The sequence below is a fragment of the Nonomuraea sp. NPDC050451 genome (genome assembly GCF_044458585.1).
Genome location: NZ_JBITHZ010000067.1, coordinates 1 through 16,987 on the forward strand (window position 1 = coordinate 1; position 16,987 = coordinate 16,987).

The following is a 16,987-nucleotide window of genomic DNA, read 5'->3' on the forward strand; positions in this document are numbered from 1 at the left end:
ATGGAGACACCGTCGTTGGTGATCGTGGGGGCGCCCCACTTCTTCTCCAGCACGACGTTGCGGCCCTTGGGGCCCAAGGTCACCTTGACGGCGTCGGCGAGCTGGTTCATACCGCGCTCGAGACCGCGCCGGGCGTCCTCGTCAAACGCGATCATCTTGGCTGCCATAAGGCTAGACCTCCCAGATGCAGGGTGGCTTGTCGTGGACCGAGCCGACGCCCGCGACGGCATGGGTCAGCATCTCCTTCGGCAGACCCCATCGTCCCGATCCGAGTGTTGGCACTCTGCTGCACAGAGTGCCAACGAACTGTTTAGCACTCTACCCTGCCGAGTGCAAGCGAGAAGCCTCCTACCGGGCCTTTCCTCCCCATATCAGCCTGTGCGGCGGGGCCGCCCGTCGCCGGCGGCAGGACCCCGCACCTGCGACGAGCCGCGTCCAGGCCACCGCAGGTGGCGGGATCCGGGCCCACGGCGAGCCGCCTCGCGCGGCTCGCCGTGACCGAGTCGACGAAAGAAAGGTGGCGGGTTCGCACGGACTGCGCTGCCGGGCGATCCCCGCCGGTGCATACCAGGGGGTGTATCTCAGACGGCGCGGACGGCCTCCGCTTGAGGTCCCTTCTGGCCCTGCGTGATCTCGAACTCGACGCGCTGCCCCTGTTCGAGAGATCGGTACCCGTCCATCATGATCGCTGAGTAATGGACGAATACATCCTTACCACCGTCTACCGCGATGAAGCCGTAGCCCTTGTCCGCGTTGAACCACTTGACGGTGCCCTGCGCCACTTCCGACTCCTCTTACTGGGCTTTCAGATCTCGCCCATTCCTCCGCGAGACCCGTAATCGCCGGACTTAAGGGAAAATCAGCCAGACGATCGCCCTCGACCATACCTGTGGCACGGGGTTTGGCAACAGAGTCAATCCGCAAACGACGCATTTCTTCGCAACGAAGGCGCTTCAACGTTTCATTTGGCCTGGAAAAGGAGAAGGCGCCCACTAGGGGCGCCTTCCACAAGTGTGATCTATGGCACTCAGCCGCCGGCGACCGCCGGGATGATTGAGATCTGCGTGCCCTCTGGTGCCGGAGTGTCGAGCCCGTCGGCGAAACGGACGTCCTCTTCCCCAACGTAAACGTTGACAAAACGACGAATCTTGCCCGATTCATCCAGAATTCTCGCGCCGATCCCCGGGTAGTCGGAGTCGAGCTTGGCGAGGACGTCACGAAGAGTCGCGCCCTCGCCACTGACTTCGGCGTTGCCACCGGTGTAGGTGCGCAGAATGGTGGGAATCCGCACCGAAACGCTCATGGGTTTAACTCGCCTTTCCTGGTTGTCAGACAGCCGCGCGGAACGCGTCGAGGGAGGGCCGGATCACGGCCGTGGGCTGTGCGTCGTCGCTGATCGCGTCGAGCGTCTTGAGTCCGTCGCCGGTGTTGAGGACCACGGTCTCGGCCTCGGGGTCGAGCCGCCCGCTCTCGGCGAGCTTCTTCAGCACGCCCACGGTCACCCCGCCCGCGGTCTCGGCGAAGACGCCCTCCGTCGAGGCCAGGAGCTTGATCGCGGCCACGATCTCGGCGTCCGTGACGTCCTCGACGGCCCCGCCGGTGCGCCGGGCGATGTCGAGCACGTACGGCCCGTCGGCCGGGTTGCCGATGGCCAGCGACTTGGCGATGGTGTCGGGCTTGACCGGCTGCACGACGTCGTGCCCCGCCTTGTACGCGGTGGAGACCGGCGAGCACCCGGCCGCCTGCGCCCCGAAGATCTTGTACGGCGTGTCCTCGACCAGCCCCAGCTGCACCAGCTCGCGGAAGCCCTTGTCGATCTTGGTGAGCTGCGAGCCGGAGGCGATGGGGATGACGATCTGCTCGGGCAACCGCCACCCGAGCTGCTCGGCGATCTCGTACGCGAGCGTCTTGGAGCCCTCGGCGTAGTAAGGCCGCAGGTTGACGTTGACGAATCCCCACTTGTCACCCAGCGGGTCGCCGATCAACTCGGAGCAGAACCGGTTGACCTCGTCATAGGTGCCGTCGATCCCGATCAGCTTGCCGCCGAACACGCGGGCCATGGCGATCTTGGCCGCTTCGAGGTTGGCCGGGATGAACACGCACGCCTCGAGCCCGGCGCGCGCCGCCGCCGCGGTGACCGCGCCCGCGAGGTTGCCCGTGGAGGAGCAGGAAAGGGTGTGGAAGCCGAAGTTACGCGCCGCCTCGACGGCGATGGCGACGACCCGGTCCTTGAAGGAATGGGTGGGGTTGCCCGAGTCGTCCTTCACGTACAGGTTCTTGAGACCGAGTGCGCGTCCGAGGTTTCCGGCCTTGACCAGTTTGGTCCAACCGGGGTTCATATTGGGCTTACTGGCGACGTCAACCGGGACCGGGAGCAGCGACCGGTAACGCCAGATGTTGGCGGGACCCGACTCGATGTCGGCGCGGGTCACCGTACCGAAGGAATAGGCCGCTTCGAGCGGCCCGAAACACTCCAGACACGCGAAGCTCGGACCGAGGGGGTAACGTGTGCCGCACTCGCGGCAGGACAGACCGACAGCAGGACCAAAGTCGAGCGACATGAAGCGAGGCCTTCCCTCATCTTCGCCCGCGGCCACCTTGACCGCAGACCGGAATTGGCACCTTGTCCCGGTCGGCCTCGCCAGGTCGCGAGTCTCAAGCCGGGAGGGTTGCCGGGGCTTCGCAGGGCCGGTCCCTCCACCCCTCTGGATGAGCAATATTCAGTTGTTGAAAAGGACTCTACCCGCCCATGAGGCCGAAATGGCCACCCATCTCAAGATGCGAGACGTGGCGTCTCAGCGATAATCATCACCCAGCACTCCCTGCACGTATTTGCGGGCCTGGTGAATGCGCGACTTGGCGGTGCCGAGCGGGATGCCGAGCTGTTCGGCCACCTCGTTGTAGTCGAGCTGGACGATGTCGCGCAGCACCAGCGCCTGCGCCAGGTCGGGCTTGTCGGCCTCCAGCGCCTCCATCGCGTCGAGCAGGTCGAGCCGCGAGCCCGCGATCACGCTCACCCGCGCCACGTCGGGCTTCTGCGTGGGCAGCTCGTCCGAGCTCTGCTCGGCCGCCCGGCGTTTGAGCGACCTGTACGTGGTGCGCGCGCAGTTGGCCGTCACGATGTGCAGCCAGGTGCTGAACCGCGCCCGGCCCTCGAACCGGCCGATGTTGCGCGCCACGGCCAGCAACGTGTCCTGCGAGGCTTCCTCGGCATCCTGGTGATAGGGGAGGATCCGGGCGCAGTGTCGCATCACATCGGGCTCGATCCGCGCCAGGAGCTCGCCAAGTGCGCGATGATCTCCTCCTGCGGCCGAGCGGGCGAGTTCCTCGGTTAGCTCATCTAGCGCCATAGCTGGGATCCTATGGGCGAAGGGAGCGTAGATGAACAGCGTCCTGGTGGCCTCCAACAGAGGACCCGTTTCCTTCACCGTCTCCGACGACGGTGAGCTGACCATGAAACGCGGTGGCGGCGGCCTGGTCTCGGCGCTGTCCGAGGTGGCCAAGAAGGACGGCGTGCTGTGGGTGTGCGCGGCGCTGTCCGACGGCGACCGCAGCGCCGTGCGCCTGGTGCCCGGCGGCCGGATCGACCACGCCGGCTACGACACGGGCCCGCTGCGCATGCTCGACATCCCGCCCGCCACCTTCCACCGCGCCTACAACGCCGTGGCCAACTCCACCCTGTGGTTCGTCAACCACCTGCTCTACGACATCCCCAACTCGCCGAACTTCGGCACGAGGTTCGAGCGCGAGTGGGAGTCCTACCGCGACTACAACGGCGCGTTCGCGCTGGCGCTGGCCGAGGAGGCCGGCCACGGCGCCCGCGTCATGGTGCAGGACTACCACCTGACGCTTACCCCGGCGATGCTCCGCGCCGAGCGGCCGGACCTGCGCATCGCCCACTTCAGCCACACCCCGTGGGCGCCCCCCGAATACTTCTCCCTGCTGCCCGACGAGGTGGTCGGAGAGGTCCTGGAGGGCATCCTGGGCGCCGATCACGCCGGGTTCCTGGCCGACAGGTGGGCGCAGGCGTTCATGGACTGCTGCGAGGCGCTGCTGGGCGCGGAGGTCGACCGCGTGGGCCGCAGCGTCACCCACGAGGGCAGGACCACCCGCATCGGCGTGCACAGCCTCGGCGTGGACGGCGACGCGCTGTGGGAGCGCGCCGTCGAGCCCGACGTCGAGTCGCACATGACCGCCCTCAGGGAGCAGGTGGGCGACCGGCGGCTGATCGTCCGCATCGACCGCACCGAGCTGTCGAAGAACATCGTGCGCGGCCTGGTGGCCTACCGCGAGTTCCTCGCCGCGCACCCGGAGTGGCACGGCAAGGTGGTGCACCTGGCGTTCGCCTACCCGAGCAGGCACGATCTGCCCGAATACCGCGAATACACCGCGTCGGTGCTGCGCTGCGCGCAGGAGATCGAGGACGAGTACGGCACCGAGGACTGGGACCCCCTGATCCTCAACGTCAACGACGACTACCCGCGTTCGCTGGCCGCGTACCGGATGGCCGACGTGCTGCTGGTCAACCCCATCCGCGACGGGATGAACCTGGTCGCCAAGGAGGGCCCGATCCTGTCCACGAGGTGCGCGCTCGTGCTCTCGCGCGAGGCGGGGGCGGCGGCGGAGCTGGGCCCGCACGCGCTCGTGGTCAACCCGTACGACATCAGCGGCACGGCCGCCGCGCTGCATGCGGCGCTCGTCATGCCGGAGGACGAGCGCCGCATGCGGCGCGACAAGCTGCACGCCGCGGCCACCGCGCTGCCGCCGCAGAAGTGGCTCGCGGCCCAGCTCGACGCGCTGGCCGAGATCTGAGCGCGATCAGGTCCAGTCGGCGTTCTCGAGCGCGTCGGCCAGCCCCGGCGTGTTCCACTGGTCCACGATGAGGATCTTGCTCTGCGGCAGGTACCACTCGCGCTGCGTGAAGCGGAGCAGCACCTTCGTGGTCGAGCCCGAATACTTGACGCACTCCGACTTCCAGGCGTTGTAGGCGGCCTTGTGCCCCGCGCCGACCTGGCGCAGGCCCCTGGTGACCTTCGGGCCGATGACCTCGCCCCACTTGTCGTTGAACGGGCACGGCTGCACGTCGCTCGCCGTGTAGAAGGGCCTCTTGCCGGTGTACGGGCCGAACCCCTCGGCGCCGCGCTTGATGGACGAGGGGCCGAGCACGTAGAAGGCGTCGCACTCGGGCGTCCCCCAGCCCATGGGCTTGCCGCACTTGCCGGTCACGATCTGGACCTCGTCGCCGATGCGGTGGACCTGCCACTTGATCGGGATGTAGAGGGTCAGGCCCTTGCGCAGCTTGACCGCCTGGGCGGGCGCGGCGTGCGCGGGCAGGGAGGCCGCGAGGAGGGTGGCCACGGCCACGGCCGCGGCGGCGAGGTATCGCTTGTGCATGCGCTCGACCCTAGAGAGCACGACTTGCAGCTCAGTCATGAACGGCTGAAAGCCGCCACAAGCTCCTCCAGCAGCGCGACGACGCCGTCGGGGCCGTCCACCACGATGTCGGCCCGTTCGGCCAGCTCGGTGACCTCGGCGGAGCCGCTGCACACGGTCACGCCGGGCAGCCCCGAGAGGCGTACGGCCTCGAACGCGGCCAGGTCGCCGAGATCGTCGCCCACGAACATGACAGACCTGGCGGCCCGCTCCGCCAGGAACAGGCTGAGCGCCTGCCCCTTGTCCATGCCCGGCGGCCGCAGCTCCAGCACGAAGCGTCCCGGCTCGACCACCAGGCCGTGCTTGCCGGCCAGCTCGGCCAGCGGCTCGCGCAGCCTGGCCAGCGCGCCCTCGGGGTCGGGGCTGCGCCTGGTGTGCACGGCCACCGCCCGGCCCTTGTCCTCGATCGTGACGCCTTGCAGGCCCAGCGACTCCAGCAGCAGCGGCAGCTCGGCCTCGGCCCGAAGCACGCCCGGGGGCGGAGGGGGCCCGGAGATCTGCCCGGCCTCCCAGCGCTCGAAGCCGTAGTGCCCGAGCACGACCAGCCGGGGCACGTCGGCCAGGCCCCGCCCGAGCTCCAGCGCGGTGGCCGGCGGCCGGCCGGTCACGATGGCCACCGCCAGTACGTGGGCGCCGAGCTCGGCCAGCACCTTCGGCGCCTTCGGATGGATCACGGCCTTGGCGGGATCGGGCACGATCGGCGACAGGGTCCCGTCGAAGTCGAGCCCGATCACGGCGCCTGCCGGGTCGTCCAAGATCGATTTCATTCCAGGGATGTTCCTCACGCGGCTGCCGTACCCAGCCGTCAGGGACGCATGCCGAGTCTCCTGGCGGCGCGGTCCCGCTGACGGGTGGACCGTAACCTGCGCAGCCTCTTGACCAGCATGGGATCGTGCTCCAGCGCCTCCGGCCGGTCGATCAACTCACCGAGCAACTGGTAGTAGCGAGTGGCGGAGAACCCGAAGCTCTCCTTGATGGCCTGCTCCTTCGCGCCCGCGTAGCGCCACCATTGGCGTTCGAAGGCGAGGAGCTCGAGATCGCGTTCTGAGAGGGGTTGGCCGGACGTCTCCTGGGCAGCATTGTCACCGCTGAGCGGTGCTCCCATGGTGTCCTCCTCGGGAAAGGTGCGTGCGACGACTCCGCACGCACGCGGCCCGTGGCCAATCGTAATGTGCGAAGTGCGGCTGTTCACGGCGTATTGAGAGACGTACAGTCACGAAATGTGACCTCAGTAATCACGCTCCTCACCGACTATGGACTCGAGGACGGCTATGTGGCGGCGTGTCACGGAGTGATCGCCGGAATCGCCCCCGAGGCGCGGGTGATCGACGTGTGCCACCTGATCCCCTCGGGTGATGTACGGCGCGGCGCGGCGATTCTCGCCCAGACCATCCCCTACCTTCCCGTGGGCATCCATATCGGCGCGGTCGATCCCAGTGCGGGCGGCGCGCGGCGCGCGGTGGCCGTGGAGGCGGGCGGGCGGGTGTTCATCGGTCCTGACAACGGGCTGCTGTCGTGGGCCGTGCACGCCAGCGGCGGCGCCGAGGCCGCCTATGCGATCAGCAACGAGGAGCACTTCCTGCGGCCGGTCTCCCCGACCTTCCACGGGCGCGACGTCTTCTCGCCGGTCGCGGGGCGGCTGTGCGGCGGGCTGAGCCCGTCGGACCTGGGGCCCGAGGTGCCGGTCGGCAGGCTGGTGACGCTGCCGGCGCCGACCTCGCTGCTGCGCGAGGGCTCGGTGGAGGGCGAGCTCGTCTCGGTCGACCGCTACGGCAACACCCAGCTCTCGATCGCGGCCGGCGACCTGCACGCGCTGGGCGTGCGGGTGGGCGACACGCTGGGGGTCTGGCTGGGCCGGCGGCAGCTCTCGCTGCCCTACCGGGAGACGTTCGCGGCGGTGCCGCCAGGGGAACTGGTGGCGTTCGCGGACTCGGCGGGGCTGGTCGCGATCGCGGTCAACTCCGGTGACGCAGCGCAGCGGCTGGGGCTCCCACCTGGCGCGCATGTCCGACTATCCCCTACTTCGTAGGACGAAGACACACAGATCGGAATTACTCCGCGTATCGGTCTGTTTACCGAAGCGTCGGAATGAGTCAGCGGTCACGTGTCAGAATGCAACGCGCGGGCGTCCCTCCCCTCCCCTCCAGAGGTCGACGTGTACCAGCTGTCCATCGTGCTGCTCTCCATAATGTCCGCGATCTGGCCCGCGCCGGAGCCGCCCGTGTCAGAGCGCTGGCACGCGTGGCCCGTCTCGCAGATCTTCCCGGCCACCCTGCCCGGGGTCAGCCCGTCGGGGGCGCGGGTCACGTACGTGCTGGCCGGGGTCGCCCCCGAGGCGCCCTGCCGGACGGCGTTCCAGCCCGCCGCCGTCCGGCGCGGCTGCCGCGTGGCCCTGCGTGCCACGTACGCCGACAGCACGCAGACGTTCGTCGCCACCGTGGGCATCGCCGTGCTCGACACGCCCGGACGCGACTACTACCGCGTGGGACGGCCCGCGACCGTGCGGCCGGTGGCCTTCCCCCGGGGACCGGCCGAGCGCTTCGGCGAGCGGCAGTACTTCACCGGGGTGGTGCTCAGGTCCGATCAGCGTTACGTGGTGGCGACGGCCGCCGGATACGCCGACGGCCGGCCGTACCAGCCGGGCGACCGCCTCGTACCCCGGCTGCGCGCCACGGCGCGGCAGCTCGCCACCGAGTTGCACCGGGCGCTCACCCGATGAGCAGGCTCGCCGTCGTCTTCCTCGTCACCGCGCTGGCGGTGGGGACCGTCCCGGCGAGCGCCACCGACGACGTGGGCGAGGCCGCCCGGGCGGGACAGTGGCAGCTCGCCGCGATGCGGTTGCCCGAGGCGTGGCGGTCGAGCAGGGGCGAGGGCGTGATCGTCGCCGTGCTCGACACCGGCGTGAACGGCCGCCACCCCGACCTGGAGGGCGCCGTGATCCAGGGGCCCGACCTGACCGGGACCGCCAAGGGCCTATGGGGGCGGCACGGCACCGCCATGGCCAGCCTGATCGCCGGGCGCGGGCACGGCGACGAGCACAAGGGCGGCGTGATCGGGGTGGCGCCGGCGGCCGAGGTGCTGTCCATCCGGGTCACGCTGGAGAACGGCGACCCGCTGCGCGAGCAGCAGCGCGCCGGCGGGCGGGACGCGCTGGCCAAGGGCATCCGGTACGCGGTCGACCACGGGGCCGACGTGATCAGCATGTCGCTGGGCGGCGGCAGCGGCGCGTGGGAGGGCTCGCCCTCGGAGGAGGAGGCCATCCAGTACGCCATCGCGCGGGGCGCCGTGCTGGTGGCCTCGTCGGGCAACGACGGCGGCACGGCCAACAGGAAGAACTTCCCCGCCGCCTACCCCGGGGTGATCGCCGTGGGGGCGGTGGACCGGGAGCTCAGGGTGGCCGCGTTCTCCAACCGGCAGGACTACCTGTCGGTGGTCGCGCCGGGCACGGAGATCGTCACGGCCGACGCGCGCGACTCGTACGTGGTGAGCGACGGCACCAGCTCGGCGGCGGCCATGGTGGCGGGCATCGCGGCCCTGATCAAGTCCGCTTACCCCGGCATGTCGCCCTACCACGTACGGACGGCCATCGAGCTCGGCACCCGGCGGCAGCCGGCGGACGGCCACAGCCCCGCCTACGGGCACGGGGTGGCCAACGCCCTGCTCGCCCTGCAGGAGGCCGCCCGCCTGGACCCGCCCGGCGCCGGCCTCGCCCGCCCCGGCCCGTACTTCGGCGACGGCCCCCCGCCCGCCTCCCGGGGGCCGGTGGTGGCGGGCATGGTGATGCTGGCGGCGGCGATGTCGGCCCGCATCCTCGTCCGCCACCGCAAACGCCGCCCCTGACCCCACCCGAAGGCCCGCCGACCGAGCCCCCAACCCCGGCACCCGCACCCCAGCCCCCTCCCGGCCGGCCCCTCGCCTCCCCCAACCGCCCTTCTCCTCCGAGTCTTCTCCCGAAGGACCGAAGGGACGTCGGTGGGCCACCCGCGCACCCACCCGGGCAACGGGACGTCGGCGGGTCGCCAACCTAGCAAGCGCTTGTGCGATACTGGCGGCATGACGTTAGCGATCGAGGGCTGGTTCGCCATCGACGAGGACGGCGTCTTCCTCCTGGGCACCAGCTGCACGACCTGCGGCACCGTCACCTTCCCGCCCCGCACCGGCCTCTGCCCCAACCCGCGCTGCGACGGCACCTCGATGGAGACGATCCGCCTCCCCCGCCGCGGCAGGGTGTGGTCGTACACGAACGCCTGCTATCCACCGCCCACCCCCTATGTCGCCGCGGATCCGTACGTGCCGGTGACGCTGGCCGCCGTCGAGCTCGCCGAGGTGGGGATCGTGGTGCTCGGGCAGGTCAAGGGCCTCACGGTGAACGAGCTGGAAGTGGGCATGGAGCTGGAGCTCACCGCCGGACCGCTGTCCGACGGGCCGCTGGTGTGGATGTGGGAGCGAGTCTCATGAGCATTGTGGTGCTGGGCGTCGGGATGCATCCGTGGGGCAAGTGGGGCAGGCCCTTCCTGGAGTACGGCGTCGCGGCCGCCCGCGCCGCCCTCCAGGACGCCGGGGTGGCGTGGACCGACGTGGAGTTCGTGGTCGGGGCGGACACGATCAGGAACGGCTACCCGGGCTTCGTCGCGGGCGCCTCCTACGCGCAGGCGCTGGGCTGGTCGGGAGCCAGGATCGCCTCCTGCTACGCGGCCTGCGCCTCCGGCGCCCAGGCCGTGGACATCGCCCGCACGCGCATCCTCGCGGGCCTGTGCGACGTGGCGCTGGTGGTCGGGGCGGACTCGACCCCGAAGGGCTTCTTCAAACCGGTCGGCGGCGACCGCCCCGACGACCCGGACTGGCTCCGCTTCCGCCTGCTGGGCGCCACCAACCCCGCCTACTTCGCCCTGTACGCCCGCAGACGCATGGCCGTGCACGGCTCGACGCCGGCCGACTTCGCCGCCGTCAAGGTCAAGAACTCGCGGGCCGGCTCGCTCAACCCCATGGCCCGCTACCGCAAGCCCGTCACCGCCGAGGAGGTGCTGGCCTCACCCCTGGTCGCCGACCCGCTGCACCTCATGGACATCTGCGCCACCTCGGACGGAGGCGCGGCGGTGGTCCTGGCCTCGGAGTCCTACGCTCGCCGCCGGGGCCTGCGGGCTCCGGTACGCCTGGCCGCGGTCTCCACCGTCACCCCGACCTTCCCCAGCACGATCCTGGAGCTGCCGAACTTCGCCACCGACTCCTGCGCCGCCGTACCGGCCCCTGAGAGGCCTTTCAGAGCCGCGATCGCGCACGCGGCGTACGAGGAGGCAGGGATAGGACCCGAGGATGTCTCACTGGCGGAGGTGTACGACCTCTCGACGGCCCTGGAACTCGACTGGATGGAGGACATCGGCCTGTGCTCGCCAGGGGAGGCGGCCAAGCTGCTGCACGACGGGGAGACGGGCCTCGGCGGCCGGATCCCGGTCAATCCCTCGGGCGGCCTGGCCTCCTTCGGCGAGGCGATCCCGGCCCAGGCGATCGCCCAGCTCTGCGAGCTGACCGTCCAGCTGCGCGGTGACGCGGGCGACCGCCAGGTGCCCGCCGCCCGCGTCGGCCTCGCCGCCAACCAGGGCCTCTTCGGCCACGGCTCCGCCCTGATCGTCACCACGTAGAAACGCGAAGACCCTCCGGGGAGAGCTTCCTCGGAGGGTCTTCGGAGGCGCGTCAGCCCACGTGAACCACGTCGTGCGTCTCCGCGAAGTGGCAGGCACTCTCGTGCCCGGTCCCCGGCCGGATCTGCAGCAGCGGCTCCTCCTCGGCGCAGATCTCCTGCGCCTTCCAGCACCGCGTACGGAACCGGCATCCCGACGGCGGGTTCGCCGGGGACGGCGGGTCGCCCTGCAGGATGATCCGCTCCCGCTGCTCCCGGCCCTCCGGGTCGGGCACCGGCACCGCCGAGAGCAGCGCCTGCGTGTACGGGTGCGCGGGCTTGTCGTAGATCTCGGTGTCCTTCCCGAGCTCCACGAACTTGCCCAGGTACATCACGCCCACCCGGTCGGAGATGTGGCGCACCACCGACAGGTCGTGGGCGATGAAGATGTACGCCAGGTCGAACTCGTTCTGCAGCCGCTCGAGCAGGTTGATCACCTGCGCCTGGATGGACACGTCCAGGGCCGACACGGGCTCGTCGCAGACGATGATCTCCGGCTGGAGCGCCAGCCCTCGGGCGATGCCGATGCGCTGCCGCTGTCCTCCGGAGAACTGGTGCGGGTAGCGGTTGATGTGGTCGGGGTTGAGCCCGACGACCTCCAGCAGCTCCTGAACCTTCGTGCGGCGGTCGCCGCGCGGCGCCACCTCACTGTGGATCTCGTACGGCTCGCCGATGATGTCGCCGACGGTCATCCGGGGGTTCAGCGAGGTGTACGGGTCCTGCATCACCATCTGGATGTTGCGGCGCATCCGCTTGAGCTCGCCGCCCCTGGCCTTGCCGATGTCACGGCCGTTGATCAGCACCGAGCCCGAGGTGGGCCGCTCCAGCGCCATCAGCACCTTGGCGAGGGTGGACTTGCCGCAGCCCGACTCGCCCACGATGCCCAGCGTCTCGCCCTTGTGCAGGTCGAACGACACGCCGTCGACGGCCTTGATCGCGCCGATCTGCCGCTTGAAGACGATGCCCTGGGTCAGCGGGAAGTGCTTGACCAGGTCCCGTACCTCGAGGATGCGCTCACCGATCGCCATCGAGGACCTCCCTCCAGTAGTGGCACGCGCTGCCTCTGGTGCCGCTGATCTCGTGGAGCGGGGGGACGTCGGTCACGCAGTCGTCCTGCCGGTACGGACACCGGGGATGGAACGCGCAACCGCTCGGCAGGTCGAGCAGGTTGGGCGGCAGGCCCTTGATCGCGTACAGGTCCTGGCCCTTGTGGTCGACCCGGGGGATCGACTCGAGCAGGCCCTTCGTGTACGGGTGGGCGGGCGCCTTGTAGATGTCGTGCACGGGGGCGTTCTCCACGATGCGCCCCGCGTACATGACGGCGATCTTGTCGGCCACGTCGGCCACGACGCCGAGGTCGTGCGTGATCAGGATCAGGCCCATCTGGCTCTCGCGCTGCAGCTCGGCCAGCAGCTCCATGATCTGGGCCTGGACGGTCACGTCGAGCGCCGTGGTCGGCTCGTCCGCGATCAGCACCTCGGGGTCCAGCGCGATCGACATCGCGATCATGATGCGCTGCCGCATGCCGCCGGAGAACTGGTGCGGATAGTCGTTCACGCGCTGCCTGGCGGCCGGGATGCGGACCCGGTCCATCAGCTCGACGGCCTTCTTCATGGCGTCGCGCTTGGACATGCCGCGGTGCACCCGGAACATCTCGCTGATCTGCCAGCCCACGGTGAACACCGGGTTGAGCGCGGAGAGCGCGTCCTGGAAGATCATCGCGATGCGCTGGCCGCGCACCTGCGTGCGCGCCTCCTCCGACAGCCTGAGCAGGTCGGTGCCCTTGAAGCGGATCTCCCCCTTGGGGATGACCGCCGGCGGCATGTCGAGAATGCCCATGATCGCCTGCGCGGTCACGGACTTGCCCGAACCCGACTCGCCCAGCACGGCGAGCGTCTCACCGGGGCTGACCGTGTAGCTCACGCCGTTGACCGCGCGCACGACCCCGGCACGCGTACGGAACTCCACGTGCAGGTTGTCGACCGCGAGCAGCGGTTGGTCGCCCAGCCCTCCCTCGGCGGGCAACACATCCGTTGACGTCTTCTTCACTTGATCCCCCCTTCTACCTGAGCTTCGGGTCGAGCGCGTCGCGTACGGCGTCGCCCATCATGATGAACGCCAGCACCGTGATGCTGAGGAACACGGCCGGGAACACCAGCGGCAGCGGCGCCTCCAAGAACCTGATGCGCGCGTCGGCGATCATCAGGCCCCATGAGATGTCCGGCGACTGGACACCCACTCCCAGGAACGAGAGCGCGGCCTCGGCGGCGATGAAGCCGCCCAGGTTGATCGTGGCCACGACGATGACCGGCGCCAGCGAGTTGGGCAGCAGGTGACGGAACATGATCCGCCCCGCGCCCGCTCCCAGCGCCCTGGCCGCGACCACGAAGTCCTGGTTCTTCGCGGTGATCACGGCCGCCCGCATGATGCGGAACGTCATCGGCCAGCCGAGCACCGCCAGCGCGAGGATGACCAGCATGATGCTGTTGGCCCGGCCGCGGAAGGTGGCGGCGATGAGCAGCGCGCCCAGGATCGGGGGGATGGCGAAGAAGATCTCGGTGACCCGCGAGGACACCGTGTCGACCACGCCGCTCCGGAAGCCGGCCAGCAGGCCGAGCAGACCGCCGACCACCGTGGTGATGATCGTGGTGAACACGCCGATCACGATCGAGTTGCGGGCGCCGTAGATCGTCCTGGCGTAGACGTCGCACCCCAGGCTGTCCTTGCCGAACAGGTGGCCGGCGCTGGGCGCCTGCCTGGCCGTGGACAGGTCACAGGTCCTGGCGTTGAACGGGTCGATCGAGGTGAACAGCGACGGCCAGAACGACATGACGAGCAGGACCAGGATGATGACCACCGAGATGATGAACATCGGCCGGCGCCTGAGGTCGTACCAGGCGTCGGTCCACAGGCTCGCGGGCCTGCCCTCCTTGCCCTTCTTGCCCTGCTGCGCGGGCGCCGGGGCGGTAACCGTGTCCGTGACCAGTGTCTGCGTCTCCGGGAGCCCGGGCCCGACCGGCGGGATTGGGTTACTCATAGCGGATCCTCGGGTCGAGCACGGCGTACAACAGGTCGACGACCAGGTTGGCCAGGATATAGATCAGCACCAGGACGGTGATGATTCCCACCACAACCGGTTGTTCTCGCAAGTAAACCGACTGGAACAGCTGATTTCCAATCCCCGGGAGATTGAAGATCGTCTCTGTGATCACCGCGCCGCCCATCAGGTTGCCGAGGTCGGCGCCCAGATAGGTGATCAGCGGGATCAGCGCGTTACGCAACCCGTGTCTGCCGATGACGCGCCGTCTCGACAGGCCCTTGGCCGTGGCCGTGCGGATGTAGTCCGCTCTGAGCGTCTCCACCAGGCTGGTCCTGGTCAGCCTGGTCAGGTACGCGATCGACGTCCCCGCGAGCACGAAGCCGGGCAGAAGATAGCTGCGCCAGCCCGCGAACGTGCCCGCGACCGGGAAGATGTCCAGCCCGGTCCACAGCTTGAGCTTGACGCCCAGGATCAGCTGCAGCACGAAACCGGTGACCAGCGTGGGCACCGAGATGAGCAGCAGGGTGGAGGCGAGGATGGCGGTGTCGGTGGCCTTGCCGCGGCGCAGCGCCGCCCACAGGCCCAGGCCGACGCCGATGAGCGCCTCCATCACGAGGGCGGTCAGCGCGAGATTCAGGGTGACCTGGAACTTGCCGGCCATGACCTGGGACACGGGGACGTCGGCGAAGTTCACGCCGAAGTCACCGCGGAAAAGCACGCCGCTGATGTAATACCAGTACTGCAACAGCAGCGGATCGTTGAGGTGATACTGCTCGCGCAGGACCTCGGCAACCGCGGGGTCCGGGCGCTTGTCTCCGAACAGCGCCGCGATGGGGTCCCCTGGCAGTGCGAAGACGATCATGAAGATGAGTAGCGTGGCGCCGAGCAGGACGGGTATCGCCTGGATCAAGCGCCTGATGACATAACGGCCCATACAAGCCCTCCGGTACATGACTTGGAGGCAGCCCTCGGAGCCCGCGGTTCACCCGGCTCGAGTAGCTGCCTCCAAGCTCAGCCCTCCGGCGGGTGGACGGCAAGTGCCGTCCACCGCGCGAATGAACGTCAGGCCTTCTCGATGTCGACCCAGTTAACCTGGTTGAGCAGGTTGAGCTTGACGTTCTTCACCTTCGAGGAGTACCCGAAGTTGCTCCGGTAGAAGTAAACCGGGATGTACGGGAGGTCCTTGATGAGGATGTCGTCGGCCTGCTGGTAGAACTTCAGGCCCTCGGCCGCGTCCGAGGCCTGGTCACCCTTGGCGACCAGCGCGTCGAAGTCCTTGTTGGAGTAGCCACCGTAGTTCGAGCCGGTGCCGATGGAGCCGGTGCCGAAGATCGGGGTCAGGTAGTTCTCAGCCGACGGGTAGTCGATCGACCAGCCCATGCGGAAGAGGCCCTTGTACTCCTTGGCGTCCAGGGCGTCCAGGATGCCCTGGAACTTCTCGAACGGCTTCGGCGTGACCTCGATGCCCAGGTTGGCGCGGAGGTTGTTGGCGACCGCCTCGATCCACTCCTTGTGGCCACCGTCGGCGTTGTAGCCCAGCTCGATGGTCTTGGGGCCCTTGGCGGCGTCGTACAGCTTCTTGGCCTCGGCCGGGTTGTACGTGCACGCGTCGCAGGCGCCCTGGCGGTAACCGGGGATGGCCGGGTTGATGAAGTCGTCGGCGGGGGCGCGGGTGCCGGAGAAGACCGTCTCGGTGATGGTCTTCCGGTCGATGGCCAGCGAGATGGCCTTGCGGACCTGCGGGTCCTTGAACTCGGGGTTGTACTGCAGCGGGACGCCGATGTAACCCACGGCCGCGTCGGGCTCGTCGTGGTAGCGGTCGCCGAGCACGGACTTGGCGGTGGCGATCGTCGACGGCGGCAGCGAGTCGTGGATGTCCAGGTTCTCGGCCTGCAGGTCGTTGAACGCGGTCTCGGAGCTCGTGTAGACCTTGAACTGGAGCTTCTTCCAGTTCTTCGGCTTGGCGCCCACGAACTTGTCGTAGACCGTCAGGTCGATGGTCTGGTCGGTGCCCTTCTTGTAGGGCTTGTCGAGCTTGAACAGACCCTGGCCGGTCGGCTGCTCGCCGTAGGCCTGCGTCACCTTGCCGTCGGGGCCGAGGGCCGACTTCGGCATCGGGTAGAACGCGGTGTAGCCAAGCATCGTCTTGAACTGCGAGAACGGCGCCGAGAGCGTCACCTCGAGCGTGGAGTCGTCGACGACCTTGAGACCCTTCATCTCCTTGGCCGTCGGCGTCTTGCCCTCACCCGGGTGGACGTCGGCGTAGCCGTCGACGCGCCCGAAGAAGTAGGACGAGCTCATGGCGTTGTCCTGGAGGGCGGCGTAGTTCCACGCGCGAGCGTAGTCGGCGGCGGTAACCGGCGTGCCGTCGTGCCACGTGTAGCCGGACTTGAGCTTGATCGTCCAGACCTTGCTGTCCGACGTGGTGATCGACTCGGCGGCCTCCTCGACTGGCTGCTTGTTCTCGTCGTAGTCCACCAGCGGCGAGAACACCGCGGCGAGAACCTCGGAACCCTCGGTCTCGGTGGTGTTCTGCGGGTTCAGGAGCTCCTGGGGCTCACCGATCTCCATGCGGACCGGCGTCTCCCCGCCGCCCCCGGCAGCAGTGCCGCCACTGTCAGAGGCACCGCCGCCACACGCGGCAACCGCGAGGGCGAGCAGCGCGGTACCGGCGACGATCTGTACGCCCTTAGTAACACGCATGGTGAAAGAATTCCTCCCTCTACAGGTGGGCGTAGGCGCTGAGCTGCGGTTATCGTGAGCAGCCTGACGGGGGGATCCTGGTTTTCCCCCCGGGTTTGGCTGACATGGTCAAACCAGCCGACGCCCTGCCAGTC

Annotated in this window: 18 protein-coding genes, 1 pseudogene and 1 riboswitch; of the genes and pseudogenes, 6 read left to right on the forward strand and 13 right to left on the reverse strand. The window is 68.9% G+C overall.

Features of this window, described 5'->3' with window-relative positions; translation table 11 throughout:
• The 5 genes and pseudogenes from groEL to ACIBI9_RS65255 form a co-directional block, all read right to left on the reverse strand.
• Positions 1-167, reverse strand: a pseudogene (groEL, locus tag ACIBI9_RS65235) (chaperonin GroEL); the annotation flags it as partial.
• A gap of 414 nt (positions 168-581) precedes the next feature.
• On the reverse strand, positions 582-782 hold the full coding sequence (locus tag ACIBI9_RS65240; protein WP_173525743.1) for a cold-shock protein: 201 nt from the start codon (positions 780-782) through the stop codon (positions 582-584).
• Positions 783-1,027: 245 nt separating this feature from the next.
• The gene (locus tag ACIBI9_RS65245) at positions 1,028-1,303 is read right to left on the reverse strand and encodes a MoaD/ThiS family protein (protein WP_185068974.1); all 276 of its coding nucleotides are present in this window, start codon (positions 1,301-1,303) and stop codon (positions 1,028-1,030) included.
• A gap of 25 nt (positions 1,304-1,328) precedes the next feature.
• Positions 1,329-2,561, reverse strand: coding sequence for a threonine synthase (gene thrC / locus ACIBI9_RS65250; protein WP_185068975.1), 1,233 nt, complete (start codon positions 2,559-2,561; stop codon positions 1,329-1,331).
• 13 nt (positions 2,562-2,574) lie between these two features.
• Positions 2,575-2,716, reverse strand: a riboswitch (SAM riboswitch).
• A 79-nt stretch (positions 2,717-2,795) separates the two neighbouring features.
• Complete coding sequence (locus ACIBI9_RS65255; RefSeq protein ID WP_185068976.1) at positions 2,796-3,350, reverse strand: RNA polymerase sigma factor; 555 nt, start codon at positions 3,348-3,350, stop codon at positions 2,796-2,798.
• Between the two features lie 31 nt (positions 3,351-3,381).
• Between ACIBI9_RS65255 and ACIBI9_RS65260 the strand changes: the two genes are divergently transcribed.
• Positions 3,382-4,812: a trehalose-6-phosphate synthase gene (locus ACIBI9_RS65260; protein ID WP_394506083.1), complete on the forward strand. Its 1,431-nt coding sequence runs from the start codon at positions 3,382-3,384 to the stop codon at positions 4,810-4,812.
• Between the two features lie 6 nt (positions 4,813-4,818).
• On the opposite strand, the gene ACIBI9_RS65265 is transcribed toward ACIBI9_RS65260, so the two are convergent.
• Genes ACIBI9_RS65265 through ACIBI9_RS65275 form a run of 3 tightly spaced genes read right to left on the reverse strand, consistent with a single transcriptional unit; the run spans position 4,819 to position 6,538 of the window.
• Positions 4,819-5,394, reverse strand: a complete 576-nt coding sequence (locus ACIBI9_RS65265) for a hypothetical protein (RefSeq protein ID WP_397238753.1) — start codon at positions 5,392-5,394, stop codon at positions 4,819-4,821.
• Positions 5,395-5,429: 35 nt separating this feature from the next.
• Positions 5,430-6,200: a trehalose-phosphatase gene (gene otsB, locus ACIBI9_RS65270; protein WP_397238755.1), complete on the reverse strand. Its 771-nt coding sequence runs from the start codon at positions 6,198-6,200 to the stop codon at positions 5,430-5,432.
• 38 nt (positions 6,201-6,238) lie between these two features.
• Positions 6,239-6,538 (reverse strand): DUF3263 domain-containing protein, encoded by a 300-nt coding sequence (locus ACIBI9_RS65275; RefSeq protein WP_350742598.1) that lies wholly within the window; start codon positions 6,536-6,538, stop codon positions 6,239-6,241.
• 117 nt (positions 6,539-6,655) lie between these two features.
• Between ACIBI9_RS65275 and ACIBI9_RS65280 the strand changes: the two genes are divergently transcribed.
• The 5 genes from ACIBI9_RS65280 to ACIBI9_RS65300 all read left to right on the forward strand — a co-directional run bounded on the left by ACIBI9_RS65280 (position 6,656) and on the right by ACIBI9_RS65300 (position 11,072).
• On the forward strand, positions 6,656-7,462 hold the full coding sequence (locus ACIBI9_RS65280) for an S-adenosyl-l-methionine hydroxide adenosyltransferase family protein (protein ID WP_397238757.1): 807 nt from the start codon (positions 6,656-6,658) through the stop codon (positions 7,460-7,462).
• 75 nt (positions 7,463-7,537) lie between these two features.
• Positions 7,538-8,152 (forward strand): hypothetical protein, encoded by a 615-nt coding sequence (locus tag ACIBI9_RS65285; protein ID WP_397238759.1) that lies wholly within the window; start codon positions 7,538-7,540, stop codon positions 8,150-8,152.
• Positions 8,149-9,273 carry a S8 family serine peptidase gene (locus ACIBI9_RS65290; RefSeq protein ID WP_397238761.1) on the forward strand — a complete coding sequence of 375 codons (1,125 nt, stop codon included), beginning with the start codon at positions 8,149-8,151 and terminating at the stop codon, positions 9,271-9,273. The genes ACIBI9_RS65285 and ACIBI9_RS65290 overlap by 4 nt, the downstream gene beginning before the upstream one ends.
• Before the next feature lie 213 nt (positions 9,274-9,486).
• Positions 9,487-9,891, forward strand: coding sequence for a Zn-ribbon domain-containing OB-fold protein (locus ACIBI9_RS65295; protein WP_397238763.1), 405 nt, complete (start codon positions 9,487-9,489; stop codon positions 9,889-9,891).
• Entirely contained in the window at positions 9,888-11,072 is a 1,185-nt protein-coding gene (locus tag ACIBI9_RS65300; protein WP_397238765.1) for a lipid-transfer protein, read from the forward strand. Before ACIBI9_RS65295 ends, ACIBI9_RS65300 begins: the two co-directional genes overlap by 4 nt.
• Before the next feature lie 52 nt (positions 11,073-11,124).
• Here ACIBI9_RS65300 and ACIBI9_RS65305 read toward each other — a convergent pair whose 3' ends face one another.
• The 5 genes from ACIBI9_RS65305 to ACIBI9_RS65325 form a co-directional block, all read right to left on the reverse strand.
• Complete coding sequence (locus tag ACIBI9_RS65305) at positions 11,125-12,138, reverse strand: ABC transporter ATP-binding protein (protein ID WP_397238767.1); 1,014 nt, start codon at positions 12,136-12,138, stop codon at positions 11,125-11,127.
• Positions 12,125-13,159: an ABC transporter ATP-binding protein gene (locus tag ACIBI9_RS65310; RefSeq protein WP_397238769.1), complete on the reverse strand. Its 1,035-nt coding sequence runs from the start codon at positions 13,157-13,159 to the stop codon at positions 12,125-12,127. The genes ACIBI9_RS65305 and ACIBI9_RS65310 overlap by 14 nt, the downstream gene beginning before the upstream one ends.
• 13 nt (positions 13,160-13,172) lie before the next feature.
• Positions 13,173-14,147 (reverse strand): ABC transporter permease, encoded by a 975-nt coding sequence (locus ACIBI9_RS65315; RefSeq protein WP_397238771.1) that lies wholly within the window; start codon positions 14,145-14,147, stop codon positions 13,173-13,175.
• Positions 14,140-15,102: an ABC transporter permease gene (locus ACIBI9_RS65320; protein WP_397238773.1), complete on the reverse strand. Its 963-nt coding sequence runs from the start codon at positions 15,100-15,102 to the stop codon at positions 14,140-14,142. Before ACIBI9_RS65320 ends, ACIBI9_RS65315 begins: the two co-directional genes overlap by 8 nt.
• A 110-nt stretch (positions 15,103-15,212) precedes the next feature.
• Positions 15,213-16,853, reverse strand: a complete 1,641-nt coding sequence (locus ACIBI9_RS65325; RefSeq protein ID WP_397238775.1) for an ABC transporter substrate-binding protein — start codon at positions 16,851-16,853, stop codon at positions 15,213-15,215.
• Positions 16,854-16,987 lie beyond the last annotated feature (134 nt).